The organism is Acidimicrobiia bacterium, from assembly GCA_041676705.1.
In the GTDB taxonomy this organism is placed as follows: domain Bacteria; phylum Actinomycetota; class Acidimicrobiia; order Acidimicrobiales; family SKKL01; genus Actinomarinicola.
The window spans coordinates 462,505-488,386 of sequence record JBAYRL010000002.1 but is presented as its reverse complement, the minus strand read 5'-3'; the positions used below and the strand labels follow the sequence as shown (position 1 = coordinate 488,386).

Annotated in this window: 25 protein-coding genes and 1 tRNA gene; 9 read left to right on the top strand and 17 right to left on the bottom strand. The window is 53.7% G+C overall.

The features are described from left to right. Positions 1-58: 58 nt before the first annotated feature. Positions 59-676, top strand: a complete 618-nt coding sequence (locus tag WC184_05795; protein MFA7477388.1) for a hypothetical protein — start codon at positions 59-61, stop codon at positions 674-676. A gap of 86 nt (positions 677-762) precedes the next feature. Then, positions 763-3,225 carry an HAD-IC family P-type ATPase gene (locus WC184_05790; protein ID MFA7477387.1) on the top strand — a complete coding sequence of 821 codons (2,463 nt, stop codon included), beginning with the start codon at positions 763-765 and terminating at the stop codon, positions 3,223-3,225. Here the strand turns inward: WC184_05790 and WC184_05785 are convergent. From WC184_05785 to dnaA, 11 genes are all read right to left on the bottom strand, one after another. Then, the gene (locus tag WC184_05785) at positions 3,215-4,213 is read right to left on the bottom strand and encodes a Gfo/Idh/MocA family oxidoreductase (GenBank protein MFA7477386.1); all 999 of its coding nucleotides are present in this window, start codon (positions 4,211-4,213) and stop codon (positions 3,215-3,217) included. The two genes, WC184_05790 and WC184_05785, sit on opposite strands and share 11 nt — an antisense overlap. A gap of 1 nt (position 4,214) precedes the next feature. Next, on the bottom strand, positions 4,215-4,355 hold the full coding sequence (locus WC184_05780) for a hypothetical protein (GenBank protein ID MFA7477385.1): 141 nt from the start codon (positions 4,353-4,355) through the stop codon (positions 4,215-4,217). A 49-nt stretch (positions 4,356-4,404) separates the two neighbouring features. Next, a tRNA-Ile gene (locus WC184_05775) sits at positions 4,405-4,478 on the bottom strand. A gap of 70 nt (positions 4,479-4,548) precedes the next feature. Then, the gene (locus WC184_05770; GenBank protein MFA7477384.1) at positions 4,549-5,127 is read right to left on the bottom strand and encodes a DUF3566 domain-containing protein; all 579 of its coding nucleotides are present in this window, start codon (positions 5,125-5,127) and stop codon (positions 4,549-4,551) included. A gap of 28 nt (positions 5,128-5,155) precedes the next feature. Further along, positions 5,156-5,542, bottom strand: coding sequence for a pilus assembly protein TadG-related protein (locus WC184_05765; protein MFA7477383.1), 387 nt, complete (start codon positions 5,540-5,542; stop codon positions 5,156-5,158). A gap of 103 nt (positions 5,543-5,645) precedes the next feature. Beyond that, positions 5,646-8,366, bottom strand: coding sequence for a DNA gyrase subunit A (gyrA, locus tag WC184_05760; protein MFA7477382.1), 2,721 nt, complete (start codon positions 8,364-8,366; stop codon positions 5,646-5,648). Next, positions 8,366-10,315 carry a DNA topoisomerase (ATP-hydrolyzing) subunit B gene (gene gyrB / locus WC184_05755; GenBank protein MFA7477381.1) on the bottom strand — a complete coding sequence of 650 codons (1,950 nt, stop codon included), beginning with the start codon at positions 10,313-10,315 and terminating at the stop codon, positions 8,366-8,368. Before gyrB ends, gyrA begins: the two co-directional genes overlap by 1 nt. 134 nt (positions 10,316-10,449) lie before the next feature. Continuing rightward, positions 10,450-10,788 (bottom strand): DUF721 domain-containing protein, encoded by a 339-nt coding sequence (locus tag WC184_05750; GenBank protein MFA7477380.1) that lies wholly within the window; start codon positions 10,786-10,788, stop codon positions 10,450-10,452. Between the two features lie 22 nt (positions 10,789-10,810). Further along, positions 10,811-11,896, bottom strand: a complete 1,086-nt coding sequence (locus WC184_05745) for a DNA replication/repair protein RecF (protein MFA7477379.1) — start codon at positions 11,894-11,896, stop codon at positions 10,811-10,813. A 9-nt stretch (positions 11,897-11,905) separates the two neighbouring features. Then, positions 11,906-13,009 carry a DNA polymerase III subunit beta gene (gene dnaN, locus WC184_05740; GenBank protein MFA7477378.1) on the bottom strand — a complete coding sequence of 368 codons (1,104 nt, stop codon included), beginning with the start codon at positions 13,007-13,009 and terminating at the stop codon, positions 11,906-11,908. A 255-nt stretch (positions 13,010-13,264) separates the two neighbouring features. After that, positions 13,265-14,689 (bottom strand): chromosomal replication initiator protein DnaA, encoded by a 1,425-nt coding sequence (gene dnaA, locus WC184_05735; GenBank protein MFA7477377.1) that lies wholly within the window; start codon positions 14,687-14,689, stop codon positions 13,265-13,267. A 505-nt stretch (positions 14,690-15,194) separates the two neighbouring features. Between dnaA and rpmH the strand changes: the two genes are divergently transcribed. The 7 genes from rpmH (at position 15,195) to WC184_05700 (ending at position 20,589) form a co-directional block, all read left to right on the top strand. Continuing rightward, positions 15,195-15,329 carry a 50S ribosomal protein L34 gene (rpmH, locus tag WC184_05730; protein MFA7477376.1) on the top strand — a complete coding sequence of 45 codons (135 nt, stop codon included), beginning with the start codon at positions 15,195-15,197 and terminating at the stop codon, positions 15,327-15,329. A gap of 340 nt (positions 15,330-15,669) precedes the next feature. After that, positions 15,670-15,942, top strand: coding sequence for a membrane protein insertion efficiency factor YidD (gene yidD, locus WC184_05725; GenBank protein MFA7477375.1), 273 nt, complete (start codon positions 15,670-15,672; stop codon positions 15,940-15,942). Continuing rightward, the gene (gene yidC / locus WC184_05720; protein ID MFA7477374.1) at positions 15,942-16,976 is read left to right on the top strand and encodes a membrane protein insertase YidC; all 1,035 of its coding nucleotides are present in this window, start codon (positions 15,942-15,944) and stop codon (positions 16,974-16,976) included. The genes yidD and yidC overlap by 1 nt, the downstream gene beginning before the upstream one ends. Positions 16,977-16,978: 2 nt before the next feature. Next, positions 16,979-17,869, top strand: a complete 891-nt coding sequence (gene jag, locus WC184_05715; protein ID MFA7477373.1) for an RNA-binding cell elongation regulator Jag/EloR — start codon at positions 16,979-16,981, stop codon at positions 17,867-17,869. A gap of 238 nt (positions 17,870-18,107) precedes the next feature. Then, positions 18,108-18,737 carry an RsmG family class I SAM-dependent methyltransferase gene (locus tag WC184_05710; GenBank protein ID MFA7477372.1) on the top strand — a complete coding sequence of 210 codons (630 nt, stop codon included), beginning with the start codon at positions 18,108-18,110 and terminating at the stop codon, positions 18,735-18,737. Between the two features lie 195 nt (positions 18,738-18,932). Further along, on the top strand, positions 18,933-19,709 hold the full coding sequence (locus WC184_05705; GenBank protein ID MFA7477371.1) for an AAA family ATPase: 777 nt from the start codon (positions 18,933-18,935) through the stop codon (positions 19,707-19,709). Next, on the top strand, positions 19,696-20,589 hold the full coding sequence (locus WC184_05700) for a ParB/RepB/Spo0J family partition protein (GenBank protein MFA7477370.1): 894 nt from the start codon (positions 19,696-19,698) through the stop codon (positions 20,587-20,589). Before WC184_05705 ends, WC184_05700 begins: the two co-directional genes overlap by 14 nt. Before the next feature lie 53 nt (positions 20,590-20,642). Here WC184_05700 and trxA read toward each other — a convergent pair whose 3' ends face one another. The 6 genes from trxA to WC184_05670 all read right to left on the bottom strand — a co-directional run bounded on the left by trxA (position 20,643) and on the right by WC184_05670 (position 25,875). Then, complete coding sequence (gene trxA / locus WC184_05695; GenBank protein ID MFA7477369.1) at positions 20,643-20,969, bottom strand: thioredoxin; 327 nt, start codon at positions 20,967-20,969, stop codon at positions 20,643-20,645. Positions 20,970-21,096: 127 nt separating this feature from the next. Continuing rightward, positions 21,097-22,065, bottom strand: a complete 969-nt coding sequence (trxB, locus tag WC184_05690) for a thioredoxin-disulfide reductase (protein MFA7477368.1) — start codon at positions 22,063-22,065, stop codon at positions 21,097-21,099. Positions 22,066-22,195: 130 nt separating this feature from the next. Then, positions 22,196-22,708, bottom strand: a complete 513-nt coding sequence (locus WC184_05685) for a hypothetical protein (GenBank protein MFA7477367.1) — start codon at positions 22,706-22,708, stop codon at positions 22,196-22,198. A 41-nt stretch (positions 22,709-22,749) separates the two neighbouring features. Further along, entirely contained in the window at positions 22,750-23,700 is a 951-nt protein-coding gene (locus WC184_05680; GenBank protein MFA7477366.1) for a hypothetical protein, read from the bottom strand. Positions 23,701-23,705: 5 nt separating this feature from the next. Then, the gene (locus tag WC184_05675) at positions 23,706-24,299 is read right to left on the bottom strand and encodes a sigma-70 family RNA polymerase sigma factor (GenBank protein ID MFA7477365.1); all 594 of its coding nucleotides are present in this window, start codon (positions 24,297-24,299) and stop codon (positions 23,706-23,708) included. 16 nt (positions 24,300-24,315) lie between these two features. Continuing rightward, positions 24,316-25,875 carry a protein kinase gene (locus tag WC184_05670; protein ID MFA7477364.1) on the bottom strand — a complete coding sequence of 520 codons (1,560 nt, stop codon included), beginning with the start codon at positions 25,873-25,875 and terminating at the stop codon, positions 24,316-24,318. Between the last annotated feature and the right edge of the window lie 7 nt (positions 25,876-25,882).

Sequence of the window (25,882 nt, the reverse complement as noted above, 5' to 3'; positions counted from 1 at the left end):
CTTATAAGGTACATGGTAATAAAGCCCATTCCTGTGGCTCACTAGGAGAATTCCCATCATGAAACGACGTACTCTCGACTTATTCTTCAGTATTGGCGGTGTGGGCATTGCACTACTACTGCTGGTACTGGCGATTGTCTTTAAACAAGAGGGGGACTTCGCCGACAATTACGTCCGCGAGCAGTTCGCCCAACAACAGATTTATTTCACCCCCGCTGATTCACTTACCGAAGAAGAAGCCAAGTTCGATTGCTTGGTCAAATACGGCCAAGGCGATGAAGCGGCCCGTCTACTCGATACTGGTAAAAAAGCGGAATGCTACGCCAACCACTACATCGGTCTGCACGTTGAACAAATCGGCGGTGGTCTCACTTACGCTCAGCTAGGCGGCCCTGAAAACGAGGTCAAGGCTAAGATTGCCGAAGCCGAAGATGAGGGTAAAGACACCACCGAGCTTCAAGCTGAACTGAAGAAAGTTCAAGGTCAGCGCGAAACCGTGTTCAAGGGTGAAACCCTTCGCGGCGTGCTCTTGACCGCCTATGGCTTTAGCGTGCTTGGCACAAAGGCCGCCTTGGCAGCCACGGTGGCCTTCGTGGGAGCTGCGCTGATGGCGCTACTTTCAATCGCTGGTTTCATCCACTACGCCAAGACTCCTGAGTCGGAGCTGATTGATTAGATAGGCTCATCGTTCAATAGCCAGTGGGCGTGCCTAGTCTCGGAGGGGCACCCCCCAAATCGCTCAAGCGTGTAACCTGGCCCGAGATGGAAACGACTCCCGCTCCCGTAGTTGGCTTAACTAAAGCCGAGGTCCAAGACCGAGTTAATGCGGGTCTCACCAACCAAGTACCTGACGCCCCAGCCCGCACGATCGCCCAGATCGTGCGGGCCAACGTTTTTACCCCGGTTAACGCCATAATTCTGGTGATGTTCGCCTTGATCATGGTGGCGGCCCCCGGTGCTGACGCCTTGTTTGCTGGTGTCGTGATCTCGAACAGCGTGATTGGCATCGTGCAGGAATTGCGAGCTCGCCGCGAGCTAGAACGTCTGGCAATTTTAAATGCTCCGAAAGCCCGAGTTCTACGCGATGGTGAAACCCTAGAAATCGACGTCACCCAGGTCGTGCAAGACGATGTGCTGGTAATTCGTCCGGGTGATCAAATTGTGGTCGATGGTCGCGTGGTTTCAAGCGAAGGCTTGGAAATTAACGAGGCGCTTCTAACGGGCGAATCTGACCCGGTACTTAAATCCATCGACGACAAAGTAATGTCAGGAAGTTTCGCGGTGGCTGGGTCAGGCTGTTATGAGGCAACTCATATCGGGGCCGATTCGTATGCCGCTACTTTGGCGGAAGATGCTCGCCGGTTCGAGTTAGCCCACTCTGAACTACGGACCGGTGTCAACCGAATCTTGCGTTGGCTCAGCCTTATCATCCCACCCGCTTCGATCTTGTTATTGATCTCACTGCTTCGGGCGGAAGATACCTGGAGAGAAGCACTTCGAGGCACCGTGGCTGGTGCCGTTGCCATGGTGCCCGATGGATTAGTTCTGCTGACTTCCATCGCCTTTATTGTGGGCATTTTGGCTTTGGCCCGTAAACAAGCTCTGGCCAAGGAATTAGCCTCGGTGGAGCTGTTGGCCCGTGTAGACGTGTTGTGCCTTGATAAAACCGGAACCATCACGTCCGGTGAAATTACCTTTGCCGACATAATCACGATCGGGAACGGCGAAACTGCCGCTACTGTCTCGCGTGAAACCGCCGAAGCAGCCTTAGGGGCCCTAACCCGAGCCGAGTCGATTCCAAATTCCACTCAAGCTGCCATTGCGACGGCCATGGCAGCGCCACAAGGTTGGCAATTAGAACGTGCGATACCGTTTTCGTCTGACCGCAAATGGTCAGCAGCGAGCTTCGGTGAACACGGCTTGTGGTTTTTGGGAGCACCGGAGTTCTTGTTGCAGTGCGTTCCCAGCGAAGATCAAGCACTGATCGAGCGAGCTAATGATGGCATCAAAGAACACACGGCTTTGGGCCAAAGAGTGGTTCTATTGGCCCTATGCCACGATGAATTAGTCGAGTCTTATGAAGCCGGTCCGCCGCCACATCAGCTTCAACCAGTAGCTCTGGTTCTCTTGGAAGACGAGCTACGGCCCCATGTTGAAGAAACCCTGGGCTATATCGCCGGCCAGGGCATTGAGCTTAAGGTAATTTCCGGTGATCATCCTGAAACGGTGGCGGCCATTGCCCGTCGGGCTGGCATCGAGGTTAAGAACGCCCCTTATGACGCTCGAGAACTTCCGCACAACCAAGCCGAGTTAGCCGAGGTTCTAGACAACCACACCGTTTTTGGCCGTGTTAACCCCCACCAAAAACGCGACATGGTTCACGCGCTCCAGAGCCGCAACCACATGGTGGCCATGACCGGTGACGGCGTGAATGACGTGCTCGCGCTAAAAGACGCCGACATGGGTATCGCCATGGGCGCTGGTAGCACCGCTAGTCGAGCTGTAGCCCAGCTAGTTCTGCTGGACAATGCTTTTTCTACCTTGCCCGATGTGTTGGCTGAAGGCCGCCGGGTTATCAACAACATCGAACGGGTAGCCAACCTATTTGTGACCAAAGCGGCCTACGCCGTGGTCCTGGCAGCCTTGACTGGCATATTTTCAGCACCATTTCTGTTTCTGCCGCGACACCTCACCATCGTTAGCTCTCTCAGTATTGGCATCCCGGGTTTCTTCTTGGCATTAGAACCGAACACCCGCCGCGCCACAACCGGGTTTGTGGATCGTGTAGTGCGGTTTTCGGTGCCTTCAGGGCTAACCGTTGGTTTAGCGGCTTTTGCCGCCTTTGAAGGTTTGCGACGATACAACGACACGCCGATAGCTGAGGCTCGCAGTGCCGCGGTCTTTGTGCTTCTCATCGCCAGTTTGGTGGTCCTTGGCAAGTTGTGTAGGCCGCTTACCACCTACCGGTTGGCATTGTTGAGTGCTATGGCCGCCGGTTACGTGATTACTATGGCTTGGCCCATGGCACGCGACTTTTTCGCTTTGGAGGTTCCGAACCAAACCCAAACGTTAGTCATCTTGGCGGCTGGGGCTGTTGCGGCGGCCGTTTTGGAACTTGGACCCCGGTTCATATCGTGGTGGCAGGTTCCTCTGCCAGTTGAAAATGGTGACACTGATGACCAGACTCCAAATCCGGTTGTTGCCACCACCGAAACTAGACAGTAACGCCCTCAAACACAGCAGCTTTAATGCCGCGGCGTTGTAAGTCAGCCAGAAACGGTACCGGTTCCACAAGTTCGGCCAAACCAGCGGCACCCTGGCGTAACACAGTGTTGTTTAACACGGCCAAAGCGCTTACGGCCGCCACTCCGCCGGCTGCTACTGCTGGTCTGTCCATTACTCCGTACACGACCACGTCGCTTCGATCGTCGATACGGCCGTGAACTTCCACCCGGATGGCACCCGGGCCACCTTCGGGATGGGGTCGATAAAGCATGGGTAACCAGGCTGTGATTCGGTCACGCCGGGTAGCTGAAACCCGTGAGGTTGCCCGCTCCAAACCCGGAAAAGCCGGGGCCAAAAGTAGAGCCTCGGGACGAGCAGCCCGATAACAATCTTTGGCACCCACCGGGTCTGGGAACCAGCACAAGGTACGGCCCGAGCCACCCTGTCGGCTTTGCCACACTCCATCACGCCAGTCGATTGAAATTGAGCTCAACGCACGGTGATGTTGTCTGGCGCAAGCCGGTCCACCGGTACCGGTAGTAGCGACATGGATTTCTTCAACTTGGCTGAACAGAGCGCCAGCGTGTTTAGCTAAAACACAGCTTAAACCGGGTGAAAAGCCAGCTCCTACCACCACCGACACGCCGCGTTCTCTAGCCTCAGCGTCGAGACCCATCAAACCCTGCACGTCTTCTACTGAATCGGAAACCGAAACCACCGAGATATTTTGCGCCAGATAAGCTTGCGCTAGTTCCACATGGGTTCCGACCGGGGTGGCTAACACCACTAGTTTGGGTGCCAGTTCTACGCTCGTGGCAGAGGAATCTATCTTTGCAGCGGCACCGAGCGAGTGGGCCACGGCTTGTGTTTTAGGGGCGTTGGAATCCCACAACGCTATGGTGCCAACCTCGGGTGACGAGGCGAGTTGGCGAGCCACCCTTGAGCCAACGGCACCTAAGCCAACAATTTTTACGGTCGTGGCAGCCATATCAGCGAAGTTCAGATCCGCTTAGTTCACGCCAACCACCATTTGTGGGCGGCGTTCCACCCGCACCACGTAGCCGCAGCACAGCGGCTACCAAACCAGCAATACTAAATGCCACTAGGGCCCGTCGGATAGTGGTTAGCATTTTCTCCTCCGGCAACTCATACGCTAAAGCCTGTGGGCCAGCGGATTCGTGGGGCTAGCTGGAATCGAACCAGCGACCTCACCCTTATCAGGGGTGCGCTCTAACCGACTGAGCTATAGCCCCGCAGGAAAGTAAAACCGTAGTACGAACCCGCGCTTAGGTGCTACTTCCACCACTAGAGTTTCGACCGTTGCTATTCGCGAATGATCCGGCGCATAGATTCTTCTTCGATCACCGTAAAGCGAACGCCACCGATTACCGAAGTAACCAGGTTGAACAATACTGCGACGATGGCGCTTAGCGCGGTGCCTACGAAGACCATGATCAGACCCAACATTGCGAAAAAGCGCAAAATTTGACTGCCGTTGAGCTTGAATTCTTCAAAGCTCAACAAGGTGGCGATGAAATCTTCGAGGTTGGTAACGGTTCCCGATGAAACCGCTGCTCCCCACATCAAAATGGCGGCGATCACCATCATCAACCAAAAGCAGAATAGAAAAACCAACGACAGCTTTAGCACTGACCATGGATCGACCCGCAGGACAACGCGATGAACTCGTCGGGCCCGAAAACCACCGGTTGCTTTTGGTTGGGTAACCAGATCACCCTTGGCGGACGAGTTCGCCTTGGCGGTCGGCCTCTTTCTGGTCAAACCTAATTGAGGTACAGGCTTAGAAACTACGGGATTTCGGCGATCGGCTTTGGGTGCGCCCTCGCGCTGTTGTGTCGGCGCTTCAGCACGTGCGTTGGGTGCATTAGGGCGTTCAGGCATTTCACCAGTCTACGGCATGATCATCCACCTAGGGTATCGAAGCGGTTTCATAGCGTGGCCCTTGGTAATGCCGCTCGATTTCGGCACGAGCACGAGCATGAGCTCGGCCTACTTGCACCTTTACTTCCACCTGGGCACCGCTGCGCTTTATCCACACAAGAGTTGCGCCGTTGGCATTGGCCACCAGGCGGGCGTCGTCGTCGCTGCCTAGGCCTGCCGCTAAAGCTGCGGCGTCAGCTGCGCTTTGAGCTTCAGCACGTTCAATTAACAGAGACCCATAAGTGGCCAGACCCCAAATAGCGGCCGCCGTTGCGACTAGTAGCACGGCCATTAAGGGCAACACCGAACCGTATTCGCTCTTGTTACCTCGAGTTTGGCGAACAAAACTTGCTTCGAGCGGTCCACGTACTTCCATGATTCCATCCAAAAACTGGTTGGGTTAAACAGGGGAAGTAGTTACAAAGAGGAAGTAGAGGCCGCTCGGTTAGCAACACCCAAGTTCTAGGTGATCTTCGGCATTAATCGTCTTGCTCGTCGCTCTCTTCTGGCAAACCCACGATTATTTCCTGATCTTGCGCAAATTCGACCGCCGCGTCATCAGCAATTTCAGCCGTAACATCGTTGTCGGCAGTGACATCGGCACCAGTAGTTCCAACGACCTCGGTTCCTAAACCGAGTGCATCGGCTTCACCGTATTCGTCTTCGTCGGCACCATTAGGTGCAACTAAGGCCACCGAGGCCACCTTAGAACCTTCATCGAGACTCATCACCCGTACCCCGGTAGCAGTCCGGCCTTGGGTAGAAATGTTGGCGACTTTGGTTCGGATGAGAATTCCACCCGAGCTAATAACCACAATTTCGTCCAACTCATTGGCTAGAAACGCTGAAACAACTTCGCCGCGCTGCTCGTTCAGCGCCATTCCACGGACACCGAGGGTACCTCGGCCTTTACGCGGAAATTCGGTGGTCAGCGTGCGTTTGCCGTAACCATGATCGGTGAGAATGACATAATCAGCGTCTTCTCGAACCACGTCGGCGGCTACAACCTGGTCACCTTCACGTAGTCGCATACCGCGCACCCCGCTTGCGGCACGGCCCATCGGGCGAACTTCAGACTCGGTGAAGCGAATGGTTTGACCTCGTTTTGAAGTCATCAAAATGTCGCTTTCACCCGAAGTGGGGAACACCGATACCAACTCGTCATCGTCTCGTAAACGTAGAGCGATGAGCCCAGCACGAAGCGATGAGTCGTAATCGCTGAAACGAGTTTTCTTTACTTGACCCTGTTTGGTTGCGAAGAACAAGTAGCGACTGGTTTCGTAGTCACGGGTATCGATTAAAGCCTGAATTTTCTCGTCAGGTTGTAGCTGCAGCAGGTTCACAATGGCCATGCCCCGGGCGGTGCGGTCCATCATGGGAATCTGGTGAGCTTTCAAGCGGTAAACCCGCCCCCGGTTTGAGAAAAACAGCAGATAAGCGTGTGCCGAGGTGTGGATAACCTGGGTCACAAAATCGTCGTCACGCAGTCTCGCTCCGGCTACACCGACACCGCCTCGCTGTTGGGTACGGAAGGCATCAATTGAAACGGTCTTGATATAGCCGCGATCGGAAAGGGTGACCACTACCTCTTCGTCATCGATCAGGTCTTCGATATCGATATCACCAAAATCAACCTGCAACTCGCAGCGCCTAGGGGTCGCAAACTTCTCGCGAATTGTGCTGATCTCTTCGCAAATAACCTCACGAAGTCTGCCTTCGCTACCCAGAATCTCTTGAAGTTCGGCGATGGTGGCCATCAACTTGGCGTACTCTTCTTCGAGTTCGGTTCGACCAAGTTGGGTGAGCCGACGCAACGCCATTTCTAAAATATGGGTGGCCTGAATTTCCGAGAACTCAAAAGGTGCTGCCATTAAAGCCGCTCGGGCGGTGGCCGTGTCGGCTGAGGCTCGAATGGTGGCGATGATTTGGTCCATCAGATCAAGCGCTCGAATAAGGCCTTCGACAATATGTGCCCGATCTTGGGCTTTGGCGAGCCGGAATTCCGAACGACGAGTAACCACTTCAATTTGGTGGTCGACGTAAGCCAAGAGTGCGTCGCGTAGATTTAACGTGCGTGGCACGCCGTCGACTAGCGCCACCATGTTCACCGCAAAGCTGGTTTGCAGCGGGGTGTATTTGTAAAGCTGATTCAGAATTACCAAGGCCGGGGCATCGCGCTTGAGGTCGAAGACCAGTCGAGTTACGCCCTTGGCTGACTCGTTTCTGATGGCTCGAATACCTTCGATTTCACGACGTTCGACCAGCTCAGCGGCCTTCTGTTCAATCTGCTCGACGCTGGTTTGGTAAGGAATCTCGGTGACTACGATTTGGTCGCCGCCATTGCGTTCCACAATTTCGGCCCGCGCTCGAATACGAACTGATCCTCGACCGGTGCGATAAGCAGAAGCAATACCAGCACGGCCCATGATAAAACCGCCGGTGGGGAAATCGGGACCTTTCACAAAGGCCATCAGGTCTTCCACGCTGGCGTCGGGGTTGTTAATCAGATGCACGGTGGCATCGATCACCTCACCTAAGTTGTGAGGCGGAATATTGGTGGCCATACCAACGGCAATGCCTTGGCTGCCATTTACCAGCAGATTTGGAAAACGTGATGGCAATACATCGGGCTCTTCGTGACGACCATCGAAGTTTGACGAAAAGTCAACCGTGTCTTCGCCTATGTCAGCCAACAATTCCATGGCAATTGGCGCCAAACGGCATTCGGTATAGCGATAAGCCGCCGGAGGATCACTTGGAGAACCAAAGTTGCCATGGGGGTCGATCAGGGTGTGGCGAATACTAAAGGGCTGACCCATCCGCACCAGGGCGTCGTATACCGACTGGTCACCGTGGGGGTGGTATTTGCCAAGCACATCGCCTACGACGGTGGCGCACTTCACGTGCGAACGGTCGGGGCGAAGGCCCCCTTCCGACATTGCCCATAAAATGCGGCGGTGTACAGGCTTTAGTCCATCACGAGCATCGGGCAAGGCACGGGCCACGATCACCGACATCGCATATTCGAGGAACGACTGCTCCATCTCGCGTTCGATTTCGATGGGCTGCACCCCACCTAGGGCCACCAATTCCGCGGCTTCATCTACGGAAATGCCTTCAGGTTCGGCCCCATTTTGACCGGGGTTATTGGGATCTACCGGTGTTGGTTCTTCGTCGGAGGAATTTTCGTTATCTGCCATTAGATGTCTAAGAACCTTGCGTCTTTAGCGTTGGTTTGGATGAAGCGCTTACGACTTTCGACGTCTTCGCCCATGAGAATGGAAAACACTTCGTCGGCCACCGTGGCTGCCTCTACGGTGACCTGCAACAACGTTCGCTGTTCAGGGTCCATGGTGGTGGCCCAAAGTTCTTCGGCGTCCATTTCGCCTAAGCCCTTAAGCCGTTGAAATTCAGCTTTATGATTGGGGTGTTCAGCCAAAAACTCAGCTTTGGCGACGTCGTCCTTCAAGTAAATCTTCGACTTGCCAACTTCGGTGGAATACAACGGGGGTTGCGCAATGTAAACCATGCCTGCTGCTACCAAATCTTTCATTTGGCGGAAGAAAAAGGTGAGCAACAAGGTGCGAATGTGGCTACCGTCCACGTCGGCATCAGCTAGAAGTATCACCTTGTGGTAGCGCGCCTTAGAAACATCGAACTCTTCGCCGATACTGCCGCCAATAGCTTGTACTAAGGCTTGAACTTCCAAGTTGGCCAGCATTTTGTCTTCGCGGGCCCGCTCAACGTTCAAAATTTTGCCTCGAATTGGCAAGATGGCCATGGTACGAGGATCGCGGGCGTCTTTGGCCGAACCTCCGGCCGAGTTGCCCTCAACAATGTAAAGCTCGCACTCTTCGGGGTTGTTCGAGGAACAGTCGGTTAACTTACCGGGCAATCCAGCACCATCAAGGGCCGATTTACGTCGGGTAGCAGCACGTGCTGATTGAGCGGCGATGCGAGCCCGGGCGGCTTGGGTTGCTTTGGCCACGATAGCTTTGGCTTCCGTTGGATTCTCTTCCAACCAGTCGGCCAGCTTCTCATTCGTAGCTCGTTCTACTAAGGACCGAATTGAAACGTTGCCCAACTTGGCTTTGGTTTGGCCCTCAAACTGTGGCTCTTGCAGTCGAACACTGATGATGGCGGTGAGACCTTCACGAATATCTTCGCCTTGTAGGTTCTCATCGCGTTCTTTCAGGATGTTCTTGGCTCGAGCGTATTTGTTGATGACGTTGGTTAGAGATTTACGGAAACCTTCAACGTGCATTCCCCCCTCGGTGGTGTTGATGCCGTTAGCAAAGGAATGAATGCCGTCGTGGTACCCGGTGTTCCATTGGAAGGCCAGCTCGACTTCTTGAACTTCTTCTTCTTGAGCCAGGTATCCAACCGCCTCAAACAGCGGTTCTTTGCTGGCATTTACATGCCGCACGAAGTCGATGATGCCGCCGTCGTAACGGTAAAGCTCTTCACGGGCTTCGGAATCGTGGCGCTTGTCTGAGAACGAAATTTCGAGGCCACGGTTCAAAAACGCCATCATCTGGAAGCGTTCTAGCAGGGTCTTAGCATCGAAATGCAGATCTTCAAAAATTGCTGGATCGGGCCAAAAGCGAACGGCAGTACCGCGGCGGCCTTGGGGCGATTCACCGGCTGGTGCCAACGCCGATTCCAGCTTGCCTCCGTTTATAAAACTCATTCGATAGCGAATATCATCGCGATCAATGGTGACTTCAACCCGTGTTGAAAGGGCGTTCACCACCGACACACCAACGCCGTGCAGACCCCCAGAGACTTTGTAGCCGTCGCCGCCGAACTTGCCGCCAGCGTGCAATACGGTGAGAACAACCTCGGCCGCCGACATTTCGGGATATTGAGGATGAGGGTCAACTGGGATACCACGACCGTCGTCGATAATTTCGCAACTACCGTCGGGCCACAAGACAATATCTATACGGTCGCAGTGGCCTGCCATGGCCTCGTCCACAGCGTTATCCACAACCTCATAAACAAGGTGGTGCAGACCGCTGGGACCAGTGGAGCCAATGTACATGCCAGGACGTTTACGAACAGCTTCTAGGCCCTCAAGAACCTGAATGTCTTTCGCGCCATATGAATCTATTTGGGATGCCAAGCGGAGCCTTTCGGCAGAGCGCAATTTACGCGCCTCGAAACGAAGTTCGCTAGCAGCGTTATAAACGCTTGCCTTTGCGAAAAGTGGTCCTTTAATTATACCAGCCCACACGCCATTAAACAGCCTAGTTAACCCTATTTCATGGCGTTTTTAGGGCCTCAGTGAGGACGAACGCGAACTTCAAAGCCTAGAACCACTCCTGGGCCTAAAAAGGCCTCAATTTTACGCACTAAGTCGGCTTCCATCCAGCGAAGTTGACTGGCCCAACCACCATCGGGAACCGCCACCGAGAGCCGACCATCAACCAACGCCCCAATTTGGGTCACCGAAGCAATGGCCTCACCCACTATTTTCGCCCATTCCTCATGTAATAACGTGAGTTTGTCCACAGGTGGTGAACCTAATGCCCGCAACACCTGATCGAGCGAATTCTTTATCGGTCGTGGCGAGGTCGATGGGTCTCGTTCTGAAGGAGAATATGGTCGAAACCGGCTCATTGCCTTGCCAGTGTAGGCATATTTAGGGGTAATGATCGGCTATCACTCGCCCGGCTTCAATATGCAAAACCGTCTCAGGCTTGGCAGCATCTGGTAGACCACCAGCGGTGGTAAGCAGGGTCTGTCCAGGTGGTAGCGAATCTAACAACGCCTGGCTACGGCGAGGGTCAAGCTCCGAGAAAATGTCATCCAGCACCAAAATCGGTGAGACCCCTAGTTCGTTGGTGATCATCCGGTTGGCAGCCATTCGCAGCGCAATGGCCAACGTTCTCTGCTCACCCTGTGAAGCATGGGTACGGGCCACCAACTGGTTAATCCCCAAATGAAACTCATCTCGATGCGGCCCTTCAAGGGTGATACCCCGCCGTAAATCAGCTTCCCGACTAGCTTCCAACGCCGCGGGATAGTCTTCCAGCCAACTCGGGCTGTAGTGCAGTTCGATGTGGCTCGGCTCGCCCGCCAAAGACTCATAAGCCACCGCCACCTCTGGTCGCAGCTTTTCAACCAAGCTCGCCCGTTGCTGACCTAGGGTGCTGCCAACACTGCCCAGGCGTTCATCCCAAACTTCAAGGGTGGCGGCGGTGTCGGTATCGAGACGACCTCCAAGTTGTTTCAAGAGCATATTGCGCTGTTTTAGAATTCGTTCCAAGTCGCTGCGCACCCGGTCCAAGCGCGGGTCGAGAGCCACCAACAAGTCGTCCATGAAACGTCGGCGTAACGCCGGCGCACCTTTCACCAACTCCAGGTCATCCGGTGAAAACACCGTTACCCGCAGTGCTTCTAACAGGTCGGCGTTTCTTGTAATTCGTTGGCGATTCAACTGCGCTCGAGTGCGTCCGGTCGATGAGATTTCGATCTCAATTAGCAACGAGCGACCACTACGCTCCCCTTCAGCGCGAATGATGGCTGCTGGTGAGTTAATGGCCACCAATGCGTCGTTGGCTACGCCGCGAAACGAACTCAACGTTGCCAAAAAGGCTACGGCTTCAGCCAAATTCGTCTTGCCTTCACCATTGGCACCGACAATGGCCGTTAACCCAGGTGAAAATACGAACTCGGCTTGGCGATAATTGCGAAAACCGTCCAGCGATAACCGCTCAACTCGCATCGCAGCGTCTTAAGAAATACGCACGGGCATCAAAACGTAAGTGAACTCGTCACTCTCTGCCTCACGTAGTACGGCTGGCCGCACATTATCGATCAAGCTCAACTGCACTTGTTCGCCGCTAATCGCGTCAAGACCGTCTAAGAGATACTCGGGGTTAAAAGCAACCAGCAGCTCTTCGCCTTCATATTCCGCTTCGAGCGCCTCGCGGGCTTCACCACGATCGGGTGTTACCGCCCGCAGCTCAACATTGCCAGTGTCACACGAAATACGAATCGGGGTTTGTGTGCTTTGGACCATTAGAGCAACTCGCCGCACTGATTCAACAAAACTGTCGCGATCGACTTTTAAGCTGCGTTCGTTGGTAGTTGGTATGAGCCCCTTGTAATTCGGGTAATCAGCTGAAATTAGTCGAGTGATGACCTCGGTGGTGCCAAGGCGGAAGGTTGCAAAACTTTCCTCGAAATGCACTTCCAGCTCATCAGAACTAGCGCTCGTAAGACGGATCAGTTCTTGTAGCGCACGGGCTGGCACGATGACTTGGCTTTGTTCGCCTAGCAATGAGAAGCCTGGCAAATCAGCAATTGCTAAGCGGTAAGAGTCGGTGGCTACCAGACGCAGTCCGTTAGCTTCAGCCTCTAACATCACCCCGTTTAGGGCAACCGAGCGAGTTTCATCTCGACTGGCAGCGCGAACCACCATTTTTATGGCATCCGCGAATGACTTGGCTGGAATGGTTACCGGTTCGGTATCGGCATGAGCTTGGGTGGGGAACCCCTCGGGCGGCAGCAACAAGATAGTGAAGTTGGCTGGTCCCGAAACAATTCGAGCTTCTTCGTCTTCAACGGTTATTTCCACTCGCCCTTCACCAAGGGCGCGCACAATGTCAGAGGTCAGCTTGGCGGGCAGAACTACCACGCCATCAACTTCACCCATAACTTCGATTTGAACCGAAATGGTGAGATCTAGGTCGGTTCCGGTGAGGGTGAGTTGGTCACCATTTAGTTCAGCTCGAATACCAGAGAGCGCTGTTACAGAGTTGCCACGATTCGACACAGCCCGACCAGCGTTAGATAAAGCTTCAAGAAGAGCATCTCGTTCACATAGGAACTTCAACTTGATTCCCGCTTTCTATGTACTTATTTAGTTGCTTAACTCGCGATAGTTCTAATAAGGGCTGTGGATTGTGGATAGGCACACATTTACCCAGCTCAGAGCCAATTTTGTTGTCCGAGGGTTGTCCACAGTGATTCACAGTTTGAGTATTCCAGCCATGTAATTCGGTGGACAGTGAGAAAGTTATGCACGTCTTTGCCCGCGATACCAACAAGTTCTTCCCAGCGTAGTTGGCAGAGGGCTTAGAGGTGGTGATCATATTCCGCCACCCCTGATGACCTGCATAAGCTCGGTAACTTGGTCATAAATTTCCCGGCGTTCTTTCATCAATGCCGAAATCTTGTCCACAGCGTGGATAATCGTGGTGTGGTCTCGGCCACCGAACTCACGACCAATGGCAGGGAAGCTTAAATCGGTAGCTTCACGAAACACGTACATGGCGATTTGGCGTGTTGTGACCAGAGGCTTGCGTCGACTGCGGCCCACAATGTCTTCGACGCTGTCACCAAACATGGCTGAAGTGGCTTCTAAGATCAGCTTCGGTGTGATGAGATGCGGCAGGTCGCCGTTGACGAGGTCGGCCAGCACCTCACGAGCCAGATCAGCCGAAAGCGGCTCTTTGGTCAGGTTCGAATAGGCGCTCACCCGAATTAGAGCACCTTCGAGCTCCCGAATGTTGTCTTTGATATTTGAGGCAATGAACTCGAGTACATCGGGTGGTATTGGCGTTGTTTCACGTTCAGCTTTCTTGCGCACAATCGCCAAACGGGTTTCGAAGTCGGGGGGTTGAATATCAGTGATCAAACCCATCTTGAAACGACTACGCAAGCGATCTTCCAGCGTTGCCATGGCATCTGGTGGTCGATCTGAAGACAGCACTATTTGTCGGTCGGCATCGTGAAGATGGTTGAAGGTGTGGAAGAGCTCTTCTTGTAAACCTTCCCGACCTTCTATGAATTGAATGTCATCGAGGAGCAACACATCGATTTCTCGATATCGACGCTTAAATTCATTCGGTGTGTTGGTACGAATGGCGTCAACGAACTGATTGAGAAAGCTTTCGGTGGTGATGTATCGCACTATGTAGCGGGGATAAACGCTGCGCACGTAGTTGGCAATGGCTTGTAACAGGTGTGTTTTGCCGAGTCCCGCGTGGCCATGGATAAAGAGTGGATTGTAAGAGCGACCTGGCTGTTCGGCCACCGATAGTGCTGCGGCATGGGCGAATCGGTTAGAAGACCCGATAACGAAGGCTTCGAAGGTGAATCGTCCTTCTGTACTTCGAGGTGTGTAGGCGTCGCTGGAATGATTTTCGGTTGGGTCGGCGACCCTGTTCTCTTGATCTAGGTGACCGAGATCGCTTGTAGCCAGCGCAACTGTGGGTGGATTCGAGATTTGGTCGTAGTCAGGGGTCGTGGAGTCGGTTTCGCCTTGGGTTTGAACTTGAATGTCGAGCGCGATTTCGCTGGCGCCAACTTCAGAAAGTGCGTCTCGCACAAGCGCTAAATAACGACCTTCGATCCGTTCCTTAACCACCGATGATGGCACGGCCAAAGTGAGCACATCGTTATTGATTTCGATTGGGAAAGCCGCGTTGAACGAACTTAGCCAGACAGCTTCGGAGACCTGTTCTCGTAGAATCTCGGAACAGGCGTCCCAGAGCGTTCCAGCTTCGCGCACGTGTCCGAGGCCTCCATACTTGACTAGACATCCACAGGGTAATCCACAGGTGTGGAAAACCAATGCAAACCAGACGCAACCGAATCTCGGTGGGAGGTTGGAGCGTGTTGGTGGCACGTTCAACCTAGCGCTGACTTCTCAATATATTAGGAATTGGCCAACCTAGCATTACCTCGCCAGGCGATGCACGACAATTTTATAGTGTAGTGAGAAAGACCAGGTCAATAAGGGTATTGGGGACCAATGTAGTTTAAATTGCATTGATGTAACTAGCCATAACTCTTTAAATGGACATGGTTTCGGTACTTAGTACGACTGCCCTGGTTGCCACGAGGCCAGCCGGGGCTCTAATCTAGTTCGCTGGCACGGCCGTGGGTCGCTGCAACGTCGTCACCCGACGTGCTTGGAGCGGATCAACTACAGCCGGACATAAAATTTTAGTCGTAAGTCGAGACAGACCAAGGTCAAGCCCTCCGACTAATTCGGGCTTTAGGAGGCCTTAGTAGTGAAGAGAACATTCCAACCGAACAATCGGCGACGGGCCCGCCGCCACGGATTTCGCCACCGCATGTCTGATCGCGCTGGGCGAGCCATTCTCGCGGCGCGGCGCCGTAAGGGTAGGAGCAAGCTGTCCGCTTAATTTGGCGAGTTACAGATCGGGCTACCTTCGCCTCGCTTCGTCGAGACGGTTGGCGGTTCCGTTCCGGTCCGTTATGGATTAATTTCTTGCCATACTCACCTGATCAGATAGATGACCCTCCGCGTTTAGCCTTTAGCTTGGGTAAACGGCTTGGAAATGCCGTAGTCCGCAATAAGATACGCAGGAGGGTTCGAGCTATTTTTACCGAGCTCGCGAAAGAAGATCACTTGCCACATGGGGTATACCTTGTAGGCATGTCTGATGCCGGTGCTCACCTGAGCTATAGCTCATTGGAAACCCATCTTGAGACTGTCCTATCCAAAATACAAAAGAGGATGATGTGACCTCACTCCTTTTAGGTTTGGTCAAGGCCTATCGTTGGCTGTTTGCTGGACGCCTCTCACCTTGTCGTTACTACCCGTCTTGTTCTACCTATGCCTTAGAGGCGCTTGAGACCCATGGCGCGATACGCGGCTCATGGTTGAGCATTCGCCGCATTGGCCGTTGCCGCCCGGGCGGCGGTCACGGAATCGATTTGGTACCGGCCCCTAAGAATGCTCGGGCAACGATGGTTGCGCCGGTTGGTACTCACGCTGAACGGAAGGTTCACTAATGTTCGACGCATTTTTTAATGCGATCGCTGGGCTGCTGGCCTGGTTTTATGAGCTACCAATCGTAGGTGGCTCTTACGGTGGGGCAATTGTCCTTCTCACACTCACCGTCATGATCATTGTTACGCCCTTAACGCTTAAGGGCACGCGCTCCATGATGGCCATGCAGGCCCTAGCGCCCGAAATGAAACGAATTCAAGCAGAATACGCGCATGATCGCGCCAAAATGAACGAGGTTCTGCTTGAGTTCTACAAGGACAACCAGATCAACCCGGTGGGCGGCTGTCTGCCAATGTTGCTGCAGGCACCGGTGTTTATCATCTTGTATCGGGTTATTTCCGGTCTCACCCAAACTGGTGCGGGTGGAGGCTTCGATCCCAAATACATCTCGTCTTCTAGCGACCTATTCCAATCGCTTCAAGGGCAGACTGAAATGCGTTCATGGGGTATCGACTTAGCTAGTTCTGCGTCGTCAATGCTCTCGGACAACTTCATCACCGGCCTGCCATACATATTGCTAATTATCGCAGTAGCTGCCACTTCATTCATCCAACAGAAGCAGATTTCCGGCCGAAACCCGAACGCTGAAATTCCCCAGCAGCAGAAAATTCTACTGCGAGTAATGCCAGTGTTCTTTGCTTTCATTTCGTTCCGGTTTGCAGCCGCATTGGTGGTTTACTTCCTGGTTTCGAACCTGTATCGAATTGGTCAACAAGCCTATATTTCCAAGAAGATTTATGGGGCAGATGGCACGGTTATGACCAAGGGTGCCATTGAGACCACGGCGACCGAAAAGTCCGCTAAGGGTATTGCCGAACCGAAAAAGTCGGAAAGTACCAGCAAACCCGCGCCTAAGAAAACCAGTGGAAGCGGCAAATCCGCTAAGTCCGCCCCAACCGGGGGTAAAGGGGCTAAAAACAGTTCCCCACCGAAAAAGACTCACACTCAAAGTCGGCGAGTGACACCATCTAAACGCCAAGCCGGTGAGTCTGCTACCCGAGGCGTACAACAGCCTCGCAAGAAGAAGAGGAGTTGACCTTGGAGTGGATTGAGACCACCGCAAAGTCAGTTGAAGAAGCCAAAGACCTGGCGTTAGATCGCCTTGGTGTCGATGAGCAAGAAGCTGAGTTCGAAATTTTAGAAGAGCCACGTCAGGGTATCTTCGGCCGGATGAAGGGCGAAGCTAGAATTCGGGCTCGAGTGCGCCCGGTGCAGGCCCGCGCCAAGATCGATCGTCGCGACCGCAGGCGTGGCGGCCGCGGTGGTGAAAGCCGTTCTCGCCAAAGTGATGAATCGGCTTCGGCGAACACGCCGTCTCGTACCGATAGCAAGCCAGAACCAACCTCGCCACGCTCGGATAAGGCAGGTTCTCGCGTCAGTCAATCAAATCCAGAAACGCAGCATGCTGCGCAAACCCCCGAGAGTGCAGGCGCCATGGACCAAGCAAGCGATGAAATCGATCTAACCGTCGATGAACAAGCTGAGATCATTACAGAATTCTTAACCGGCCTGCTCGAGGCGTTTGAACTAGACGCAACCATTACAAGTGAAAAAATCGATGAAGAAACCATTGAGATCGATATCCAGGGCGATCAACTTGGCCTATTAGTCGGTCCTCGCGGGAACACTTTGCAGGCGGTATATGATTTATCGCGCACCGTCACCCAACGCCGTGCAAGTGGTCGACATGAAGGTCGGGTACGACTAGATGTGGCTGGCTATCGATCGCGACGCCGCAGCGCCCTTGAAGAATTTGTGAAAAAGATTTGTGACGAGGTTTTGGAAAGCGGCGTGTCTAAGGTTCTAGAGCCAATGTCTTCAGTTGACCGCAAGATTGTGCACGACACCGCTACAAGCGTTGCGGGCATTCGGACTAGCTCAGAAGGCGATGAACCCCGTCGCCGTGTGGTGATACACAAGGCTGACTGACCTAATACGTCTATGCGACCCAACAAACGGTTGTCGTAATGGCCCCGAAATTTCTCGGGGCCATTTTCATTTTTGATCTTTATTCACAGATCTGGTTCAGCATCGGAAGCGCTGATGCTCCGCCTGAATCGCTTGATTTTCTAACAAATACGGTATGTAGCGGCTTGTGCATTAGGCTTTTGCCAGCTTGCTGAAGGTATAGCAGGGTCTGTAGAAGCATCGATCGCGGGAATGGCTAATGAACGAAGAGGAATCGCAATCTTTGGAGGCCTTACTGCGTCGTTCGCAGAAACTTGGCTTCCTTGGGCCTGGAAACCCCCTGGCTCACATCGAACATGCCGAAGGGTTGATTGCTCAGCTCGATAATCTGTTTGATGATGCCAAATTTCTAGGTGCCGATCTCGGATCTGGTGGTGGTGTTCCGGGTTTGATTGAAGCCTTGAACTTCCCGAATAGCCGTTGGATCTTCGTGGAATCAATGGTCAAAAGGGCGGAGTTCCTGGAAGCGGCTGTTGCCGAGCTTGGATTGTCACAGCGGGTCAGCGTGCTTAACGAGCGGGCCGAAACCGTCGGTCGCGATGAACAGTATCGAGGCATCTTTGATGTGGTAAGTAGTCGATCTTTCGGATTGCCAGCGATTACAGCAGAATGCGCGGCACCGTTATTAAGGCTCCGAGGTTACTTAATCGTAAGTGAACCTCCGGTAGTCGACTCTGATCGTTGGTCAACGGAGGGTCTTGCCGAACTCGGGCTGGAGTTGCAAGGTTTAACCAATAGTTGGCGCCGCCTTATGCTAACTAAACCAACTTCGAGCCGCTACCCACGCCGGGTGGGAGTACCTGCCAAACGGCCCTTATGGGGAACCTAAGCGAATACATCGCCCCTACCAATGTTTCACGTGAAACACTGTCTAGTAGAGGGTGATGTTTCACGTGAAACATTCTGATCGATTGAATCCGACCGCAAATTAGAGATCGCGCTAACGTATATAGGCCTCTCCCCGCTCAGGCGGTCTATGATATTGCACGGTTGTCACAGTGTGGGTGGCTAGAAAGAGGTATTGATGTCAAGACCCCTTCCTCGGGTGATTGCGCTGGCGAATCAGAAGGGTGGCGTAGGAAAGACCACTACCGCGGTGAACTTAGGTGCATCGTTAGCAGAGCTCGGCTATCGCACTCTACTTATTGATCTCGACCCTCAGGGAAACGCCAGCAGCGGTTTGGGGCTAGATCCTCGAACGATTGAGCATTCCATGTATGGGGTATTGCTCCATGATCTGCCTATGGAAGACTGCATTGAGGCCACTTCACTTCGCAATCTCTTCGTAGCGCCGGCAAATCTTGATCTGGCGGGCGCTGAAATTGAATTGGTACCGGTTTTCAGTCGGGAGCAACGTCTCCGTATTGCGTTAGAGCCGATTCTGGATCAGTTCGACTATATTTTGATCGACTGTCCCCCTTCGCTGGGCTTACTTACCGTCAATGGCTTGGTGGCGGCCAGCGAAGTCTTAGTTCCGATTCAATGTGAATATTACGCTCTTGAAGGGCTGGGCCAGCTGGTTCGCAATGTTGATTTAGTGCAGCGCCAGTTGAACCCTGGATTGGAACTCTCGACCATTGTGTTGGTCATGTACGACGCCCGTACCAAACTTTCTGAACAGGTGGTGGCAGAAGTCAGAGAGCATTTTGGTGACAAGGTATGTCGTCAAATCATTCCTCGAACGGTTCGGCTGTCGGAAGCGCCATCGTTCGGACAACCTATAATCACTTTTGATCCGACATCTCGAGGGGCCATTGCCTATCGGGAACTGGCTAAGGAGGTAAGCGGTGGCCCGGCGTAGTGGATTAGGTAGAGGGCTTCATGCCCTGATTCCGAATGATTCCGTCGAAGAAAAGGGCGAATTGCGGCATATTCCGCTTGACCAGATTGAGCCCAATCAATACCAGCCACGCTCAGTCTTCAATGAAGAAGATTTGGCGGGTCTGACTGAATCTGTGCGTGAGATGGGCGTTCTGCAGCCAATCCGAGTGCGTCCGTCAGGCGAGAACAAGTATGAGTTGATCGCTGGTGAGCGGCGTTGGCGGGCGGCCAGGCGTGCCGGTTTGGCAGCAATTCCAGCCATTGTTAAAGACACCGATAACTTAGCGTCGCTTGAACAGGCGCTAGTCGAAAACCTACAGCGTGCTGATCTGAATCCGATCGAAGAGGCAGCTGCTTATCAGCAGTTGGTCGATGATTTTGATCTCACTCAGGATCAGGTGGCTTCGCGGGTTGGTAAAAGTCGATCAGCGGTAGCGAATGCTCTGCGGCTCTTCCAGCTCTCCCCCACTATTCAGAAACTGATAGTCGAAGGTCGTTTATCGGCTGGTCATGCTCGCGCCTTGCTTGGAATTCCTGATCGAGCGGTACAAGAACGTTTGGCCGCCCGATCAACAGACGGCCAAATGAGTGTGCGTGAGGTTGAAGATGCAGTCCGCCAATACCTGGAAGATGCTGACAAACCGAAGGTGGAAGCTACTGGTGCCACCCGGCGATTACGCCCACCAGGACTAGTGGAGCTAGAAGAGCTCTTGTCAGAACATCTTTCCACCCGGGTCCAAGTTTCAATGGGCGCAAAACGGGGCAAAGTGGTGGTTGAGTTCGCCACCTTGGAAGACTTAGAACGAATTTATCGTGCCATGACCGAGGCCAGCCGAGGTCATTCGACCAATGACGATTGAAGTATTACCTAATCGGGTGATTTAGTAATATTCGAACCCTAGCTGGCGGGAGTTTAAAGGTGGGGATTTAGCTCGTTCAAGAGTTGGGTCTTCGGTTTCGCACCAACAATGCGGTGTGCTGGTTGACCATCTTTGAAGAGGATCATGGTTGGAATGCTCATTACCTCATAGCGGCGAGCAATGCCGGGATGATCGTCGACGTTTAGCTTGGCAACACGAATCTTTTCAGGTTGTTCTTCGGCGATCTCTTCCAAAATTGGGGCCACCACTTTGCAAGGACCACACCATTCAGCCCAAAAGTCTACAAGTACGGGTTCGTCGGCGGCGCCAATCTCTTCATCGAAGGTAGATTCGGTTAGATTACTGATGTAGGCAGCCATTTTGGGTGCTCCTTGGGGTGGGGTAGTGACAGAAAAGGGTATGCCTATGTATTCAACGTATTGGTGGGGTCATACATTCCGCGTTCGAGCCGTCGAGGCCTAGCGGCAGACCCCAGTGCCGTGCGCGCTAGCCGTGGTTGGCCAGTAGCCACCGTTCGGCGTCGAGGGCTGCCATGCAACCTGAACCTGCGGCTGTGATGGCCTGGCGATAGGTTGAGTCTTGTACGTCACCGCAGGCGAAGACACCTTCGACATTGGTGTGAGTGCTATCCGGTTGGGTGACGAGATAGCCGTCTTCAAGCATTTCCACTTGGTCGCGGAAGATGTCGGTGTTTGGTTTGTGACCGATGGCTACAAAGAGGCCGGTGAAGGGGTGCTTGGTTCGTTCTTTGGTGATGACGTTTTCTACTTCGAGGCCACTGAGTCGATCGTCACCTTCAACAGCGGTTACCACGGTGTTCCACATGAATTGGATCTTGGGGTTTGCGAAGGCCTTGTCTTGCATGAACCTGGAGGCCCGTAACTCATCGCGGCGGTGAATGATTGTGACGGTTTCAGCAAACTTAGCTAAGAACATCGCTTCTTCAATTGCGGTGTCACCACCACCAACGACGGCCACATGGTGGCCACGGAAGAAAAAGCCGTCACAGGTAGCGCAGGTTGAAACACCATGACCAGTCAATTCTTGTTCGTTTGGCAAGCCCAGCATTAAAGCTCGTGCACCGGTTGAAATAATTACACTGTGTGCGGTGTAGCTGGGTTCGTCGGCGTTGGGATCGCCAACCCATAGCTTGAAGGGACGTTCTGAAAAGTCGACCCGAGTAACCTTATCGGTAAGAAATTCAGTACCAAATCGTTGGGCTTGGCTCTTGAAGTTCATCATCAGCTCGGGGCCCATAATTCCGTCTGGGAAGCCCGGAAAGTTTTCAACGTCGGTGGTGGTCATCAATTGACCGCCGGGCTGGTCGCTGGTGGAAGAGGGTTCCCCCTCAATAACTAGGGGATTGAGGCTAGCACGGGCGGCATAGATGGCTGCTGTAAGCCCTGAAGGTCCTGAACCGACGATGATCACGTCGTGAATAGTGCTGTCTGACATGAAACTCCTGTTGAGATTACTAACAAGGGCGAACGTATGTTTGGTCAACTAATAGAAGTTGGGCACCATCTATCTCTAACACATACATACCCGGGTATATTCCGTATTTAATCCGTGCTGGAAGTCGAGTTTAGTGGCGGACAGGGCTGTTTTGCGGCTTACGTTTCCCCCACATTATTGACCCGGCGACCACAAAAACTAGACCGAAGAGCAAGTATGTGCTCCACACGTCTCCCGGAAGATAAACGTCTACCACTCTAAAAACAAGAATTAGCACCAATGGGACCACTAGCAACAAGAGCAGCCCAATTGTCACGCCATAAACCACGGCTTTGGCAGCTTTGATAATGCGATCGGTAGTAGCAATCCGAACTTTGTCGACGGTTTCAACTACCAAATCAGCGGCCTGTTCGCTCCAGCCGCTTGGACCGTTTCGAGTGCCGTCTTTGGTGCCTGGCCCAAAGGATGTTCCTGAAAAGCCATTTTGGCCGTAGGAACTTTGGCCATACGACCTTGGCCCAGCGCTATTTCGGTCACCGGTGCCAGCTGTTCCCAGCGGTTCTCCAAGTGGAGTTCCAGCTGGGGGAGGCGTTTGGTGAAGTGATTCAGGTTGGTCGGGTTCCGGGGCCACACCGTCGTTCATAAACTCAGCCTACCCGTCTCACGCATAGCTAGTAGCAAGACTTAAGGCACTATCTCGTGTGACTCGCAGTCTGCCCACTGTTGAAAATATACCCGTCGGGTATATAAGGCGGTCTCAGTGACCAATACGTAATAGTCAACGCCTTGGGCACGGCCCGCGAAACGTTCCACGATTGTTTCGCCTGTTTCTAGTGATATCGGCGGACACAACGCGGGGGTCGAAGCGGCCATTTCTTCCTCAAGCCGTCGATCAGCTGGCGTGGTACTTGGGTTGGCTGAACCATATTCAGCCGTGCCGGAATCATCGTCGGTAGCCAGGGCACCGGAAGCATCGAGAGCATTATCCAAGCTGCCTACGCGTAAAGCCTCATTTGCTAGGCCCTCAACGGTGTCGAAATCTCCCAGCCATGTTGATTGTGCGGCCGCAGACGCAGAGGGTGCGTGGGTGTCACTTTCATCACTGGCGCGCTCGTCAGTGCTCCCGTCAGCGCTGGCATGGCCTCGAACGCTACTGGCGGCGCTGTCGCTATCGTGCGCTTCTCGAGTGGCATCTGCGGCCACGCCGGCTTCTTCAGTGGTCTGCTTGGCTGAGTCTGAATTGTTTAGTGAACCGATGATAGGCACCGCGAGAGCAATTAATATCACCGCTGCCACCGCGCCTAATGCAGGCCAGGGGCGCTGCCACCGTGACCTTGTATTGCGTGGTGGCGCTTGGGCATCCTCACCAGGAACGACTTCAACCATCACTTCGTCAAGCATGCGACGAGCACTTAATTCATTGAGAGGCGCAACCGGGGCACCAACGGCGCTGGCAACACGTGAAAAAGTGCTGAGCCGTTCAAAGAGTTTGGACTGCGCACGAACCTGGGTTTCCTCTTCAGGCGAAGCCTCACCGTCGAGGACACTGGAAACAAGCTCGTCTTGTGGGTCTTCGCTTTCCGATCCTTGCGGAGTCGGGGGTTCGTTCGGAGTCTGGGGAGTGTCAGAAGTCATGACAATTAGTTAGACGTTGGATGGTTCTCATTAGTTCCCTCCGCTCCGCTGTGGCGTAACGGACCTAATATCTGGGCTAACTCTCGTCGCCCGCGCGCGATTCGAGAACGAACGGTGCCAATTGGAATTTCTAAAATCTTTCCAATTTCGGCATAGTCGAAACCCAGTTGATCGCGTAAAACGACTGCCATTGCGAAGTCGTGGGAAATAAGCTGGAGGGCCTGATCGATACTGAGGCGATCTTCCACCGCAGTGTAGAAGCTAGGCGTGTGTGCGTCTTGGCGAGCGATGGTATTAGCGTAATCGTCTTCTAAATTGGCCGAGGGTGCCGGGTTTCGTTGGTTACGACGCAGTTGATCGACGGCGGCGTTGCTAGCGACTCGGTAGACCCAAGTGCTGAAGCGGCTTTGGCGGTTGAATCCCGGCAGGCCCCGTACCACGGCGAGCAACGCTTCTTGGGTGGCGTCATACGCATCAGCGTCGTTGCCGACGATCCGCCGTATCAGAGCGTAAATCCCGTCTTGGTGTTTGGCCAAGAGTTTGCGAAGTGCCTCACGGTCACCGTTTTGCGCCGCTATTACTAACGCCGTGTCGTCCATGTGGTGTGGCTGCTACTTAGCCTGGTACTTGCCCATAGAGCGCAACATTAGCAAGCCGCACCCGAAACTCACCTGGTGGACCTGGTCCAAGGTCGGTGATCCAAATCAGCACCGAGTCCCCGGTGTTGCCCATAAGGTCAAAGTTAGTTTCGCCGGGGGCAATGCCCTCGGCGGTTGTGATGGGGTAGCCCCATTCCTCAAAAGTTGCTGGAACACCACGGTGGACATATATAGAAGCCGCCCAGTCGCTGCTCTCAGAGGTAATCGAGAGGCGGTCAAGAGTTGTTGGTTGGCCCACGCTGATTCGAAAACCAACTCCTGGCTTAACCCCCATGTTTCGGTCGCTATAAAACTCGGTTGGCCACGAGGTGTTGGGGTCGCCGTCGATGGCGGCACTGGCTTGTTCATCGTTTTCACCTGGCGCACCACTTCCAAAGGGATCAAAGGGAATAGCTTCCACAATTGGTAAAGGTGCCGATTTAGGTTTGGAGCTTAGCGGTGATTCGAATCGCACCACTTCACGAGCCCGCTCAAATAGGTTCTGACCAGCGTCGGTGCGGCCGAAAAGCGCACCGGCCAGAATCAACGAGCCACCAATAATCACTATGAGCAGGCTGGGTACGATCCAGCGACGCTCGCTTCTCACGAACGAATCGTCAACCGGGTTGGCAAAAATGTGTGCCACCGTGGTCGGGTCGGGCCCCAAATCGCTCGCGGCGTCGTGCGATAAACCTAGTAACGAGGCCCGAAAGGCGGCTGCGGTGGGGGGGCGATCCTCAGGCGACACGGCCAAGGCCCGGCGCACCAAACCATCCAGATCACGAGAAATGCTTGGCCGAATTTGTCGAGGGCTAATAGGTTCACGTTGCAGGCGGGCCAAGGCAATTGCAGCGTCGCTATCTCCGTTAAAGGGCACGGTGCCACAGAGGGCTTCATACAGAACGACCGCTAAGGAGTAAATATCGCTTCGTGGATCGACGGCGGCACCCGAAACTTGTTCTGGTGAGAGATATTTAGCCGTCCCCAACAATGTGCCAGCGTGAGTCATGTCGTCATCGACCGCTACTTTGGCAATACCAAAGTCGGTTACTTTCACCCGCCGGTCATCACACAGCAAAATATTGGCTGGCTTAATGTCGCGGTGCACAATGCCCGCTTCGTGGGCGCAACGCAGTGCATCAGCTACCGCCGCCGCGATTTCGATGGCATCTTCAGGCGGTAATGGACCTTGCAAGTCCATATATTCGCGTAACGTTATGCCACTGATTAGCTCCATAACAATGGCGTTTGTTTCACCATCAGCAATGGTGTCATAAATCGCCACGATGGCGGGGTGCGTTAGACGAGCGGCGGCCCTAGCTTCCCTAGCGAATCGTTCAATCAAAGCAGCGTCGGTTGCGAAATGAGAATGCAAGATTTTAACTGCCACATCACGGGTTAAAACCAGATCGTGAGCGCGCCAAACCTCTGCCATACCGCCCGAAGCAATAAGGTTTTGGAGCTGGTAGCGGCCCGCCAACAATCTCGGCGCCTCACCTGTCGACGGCTCTGGTGAGCGTTGGCGGAACTCGGTCACATTAGTA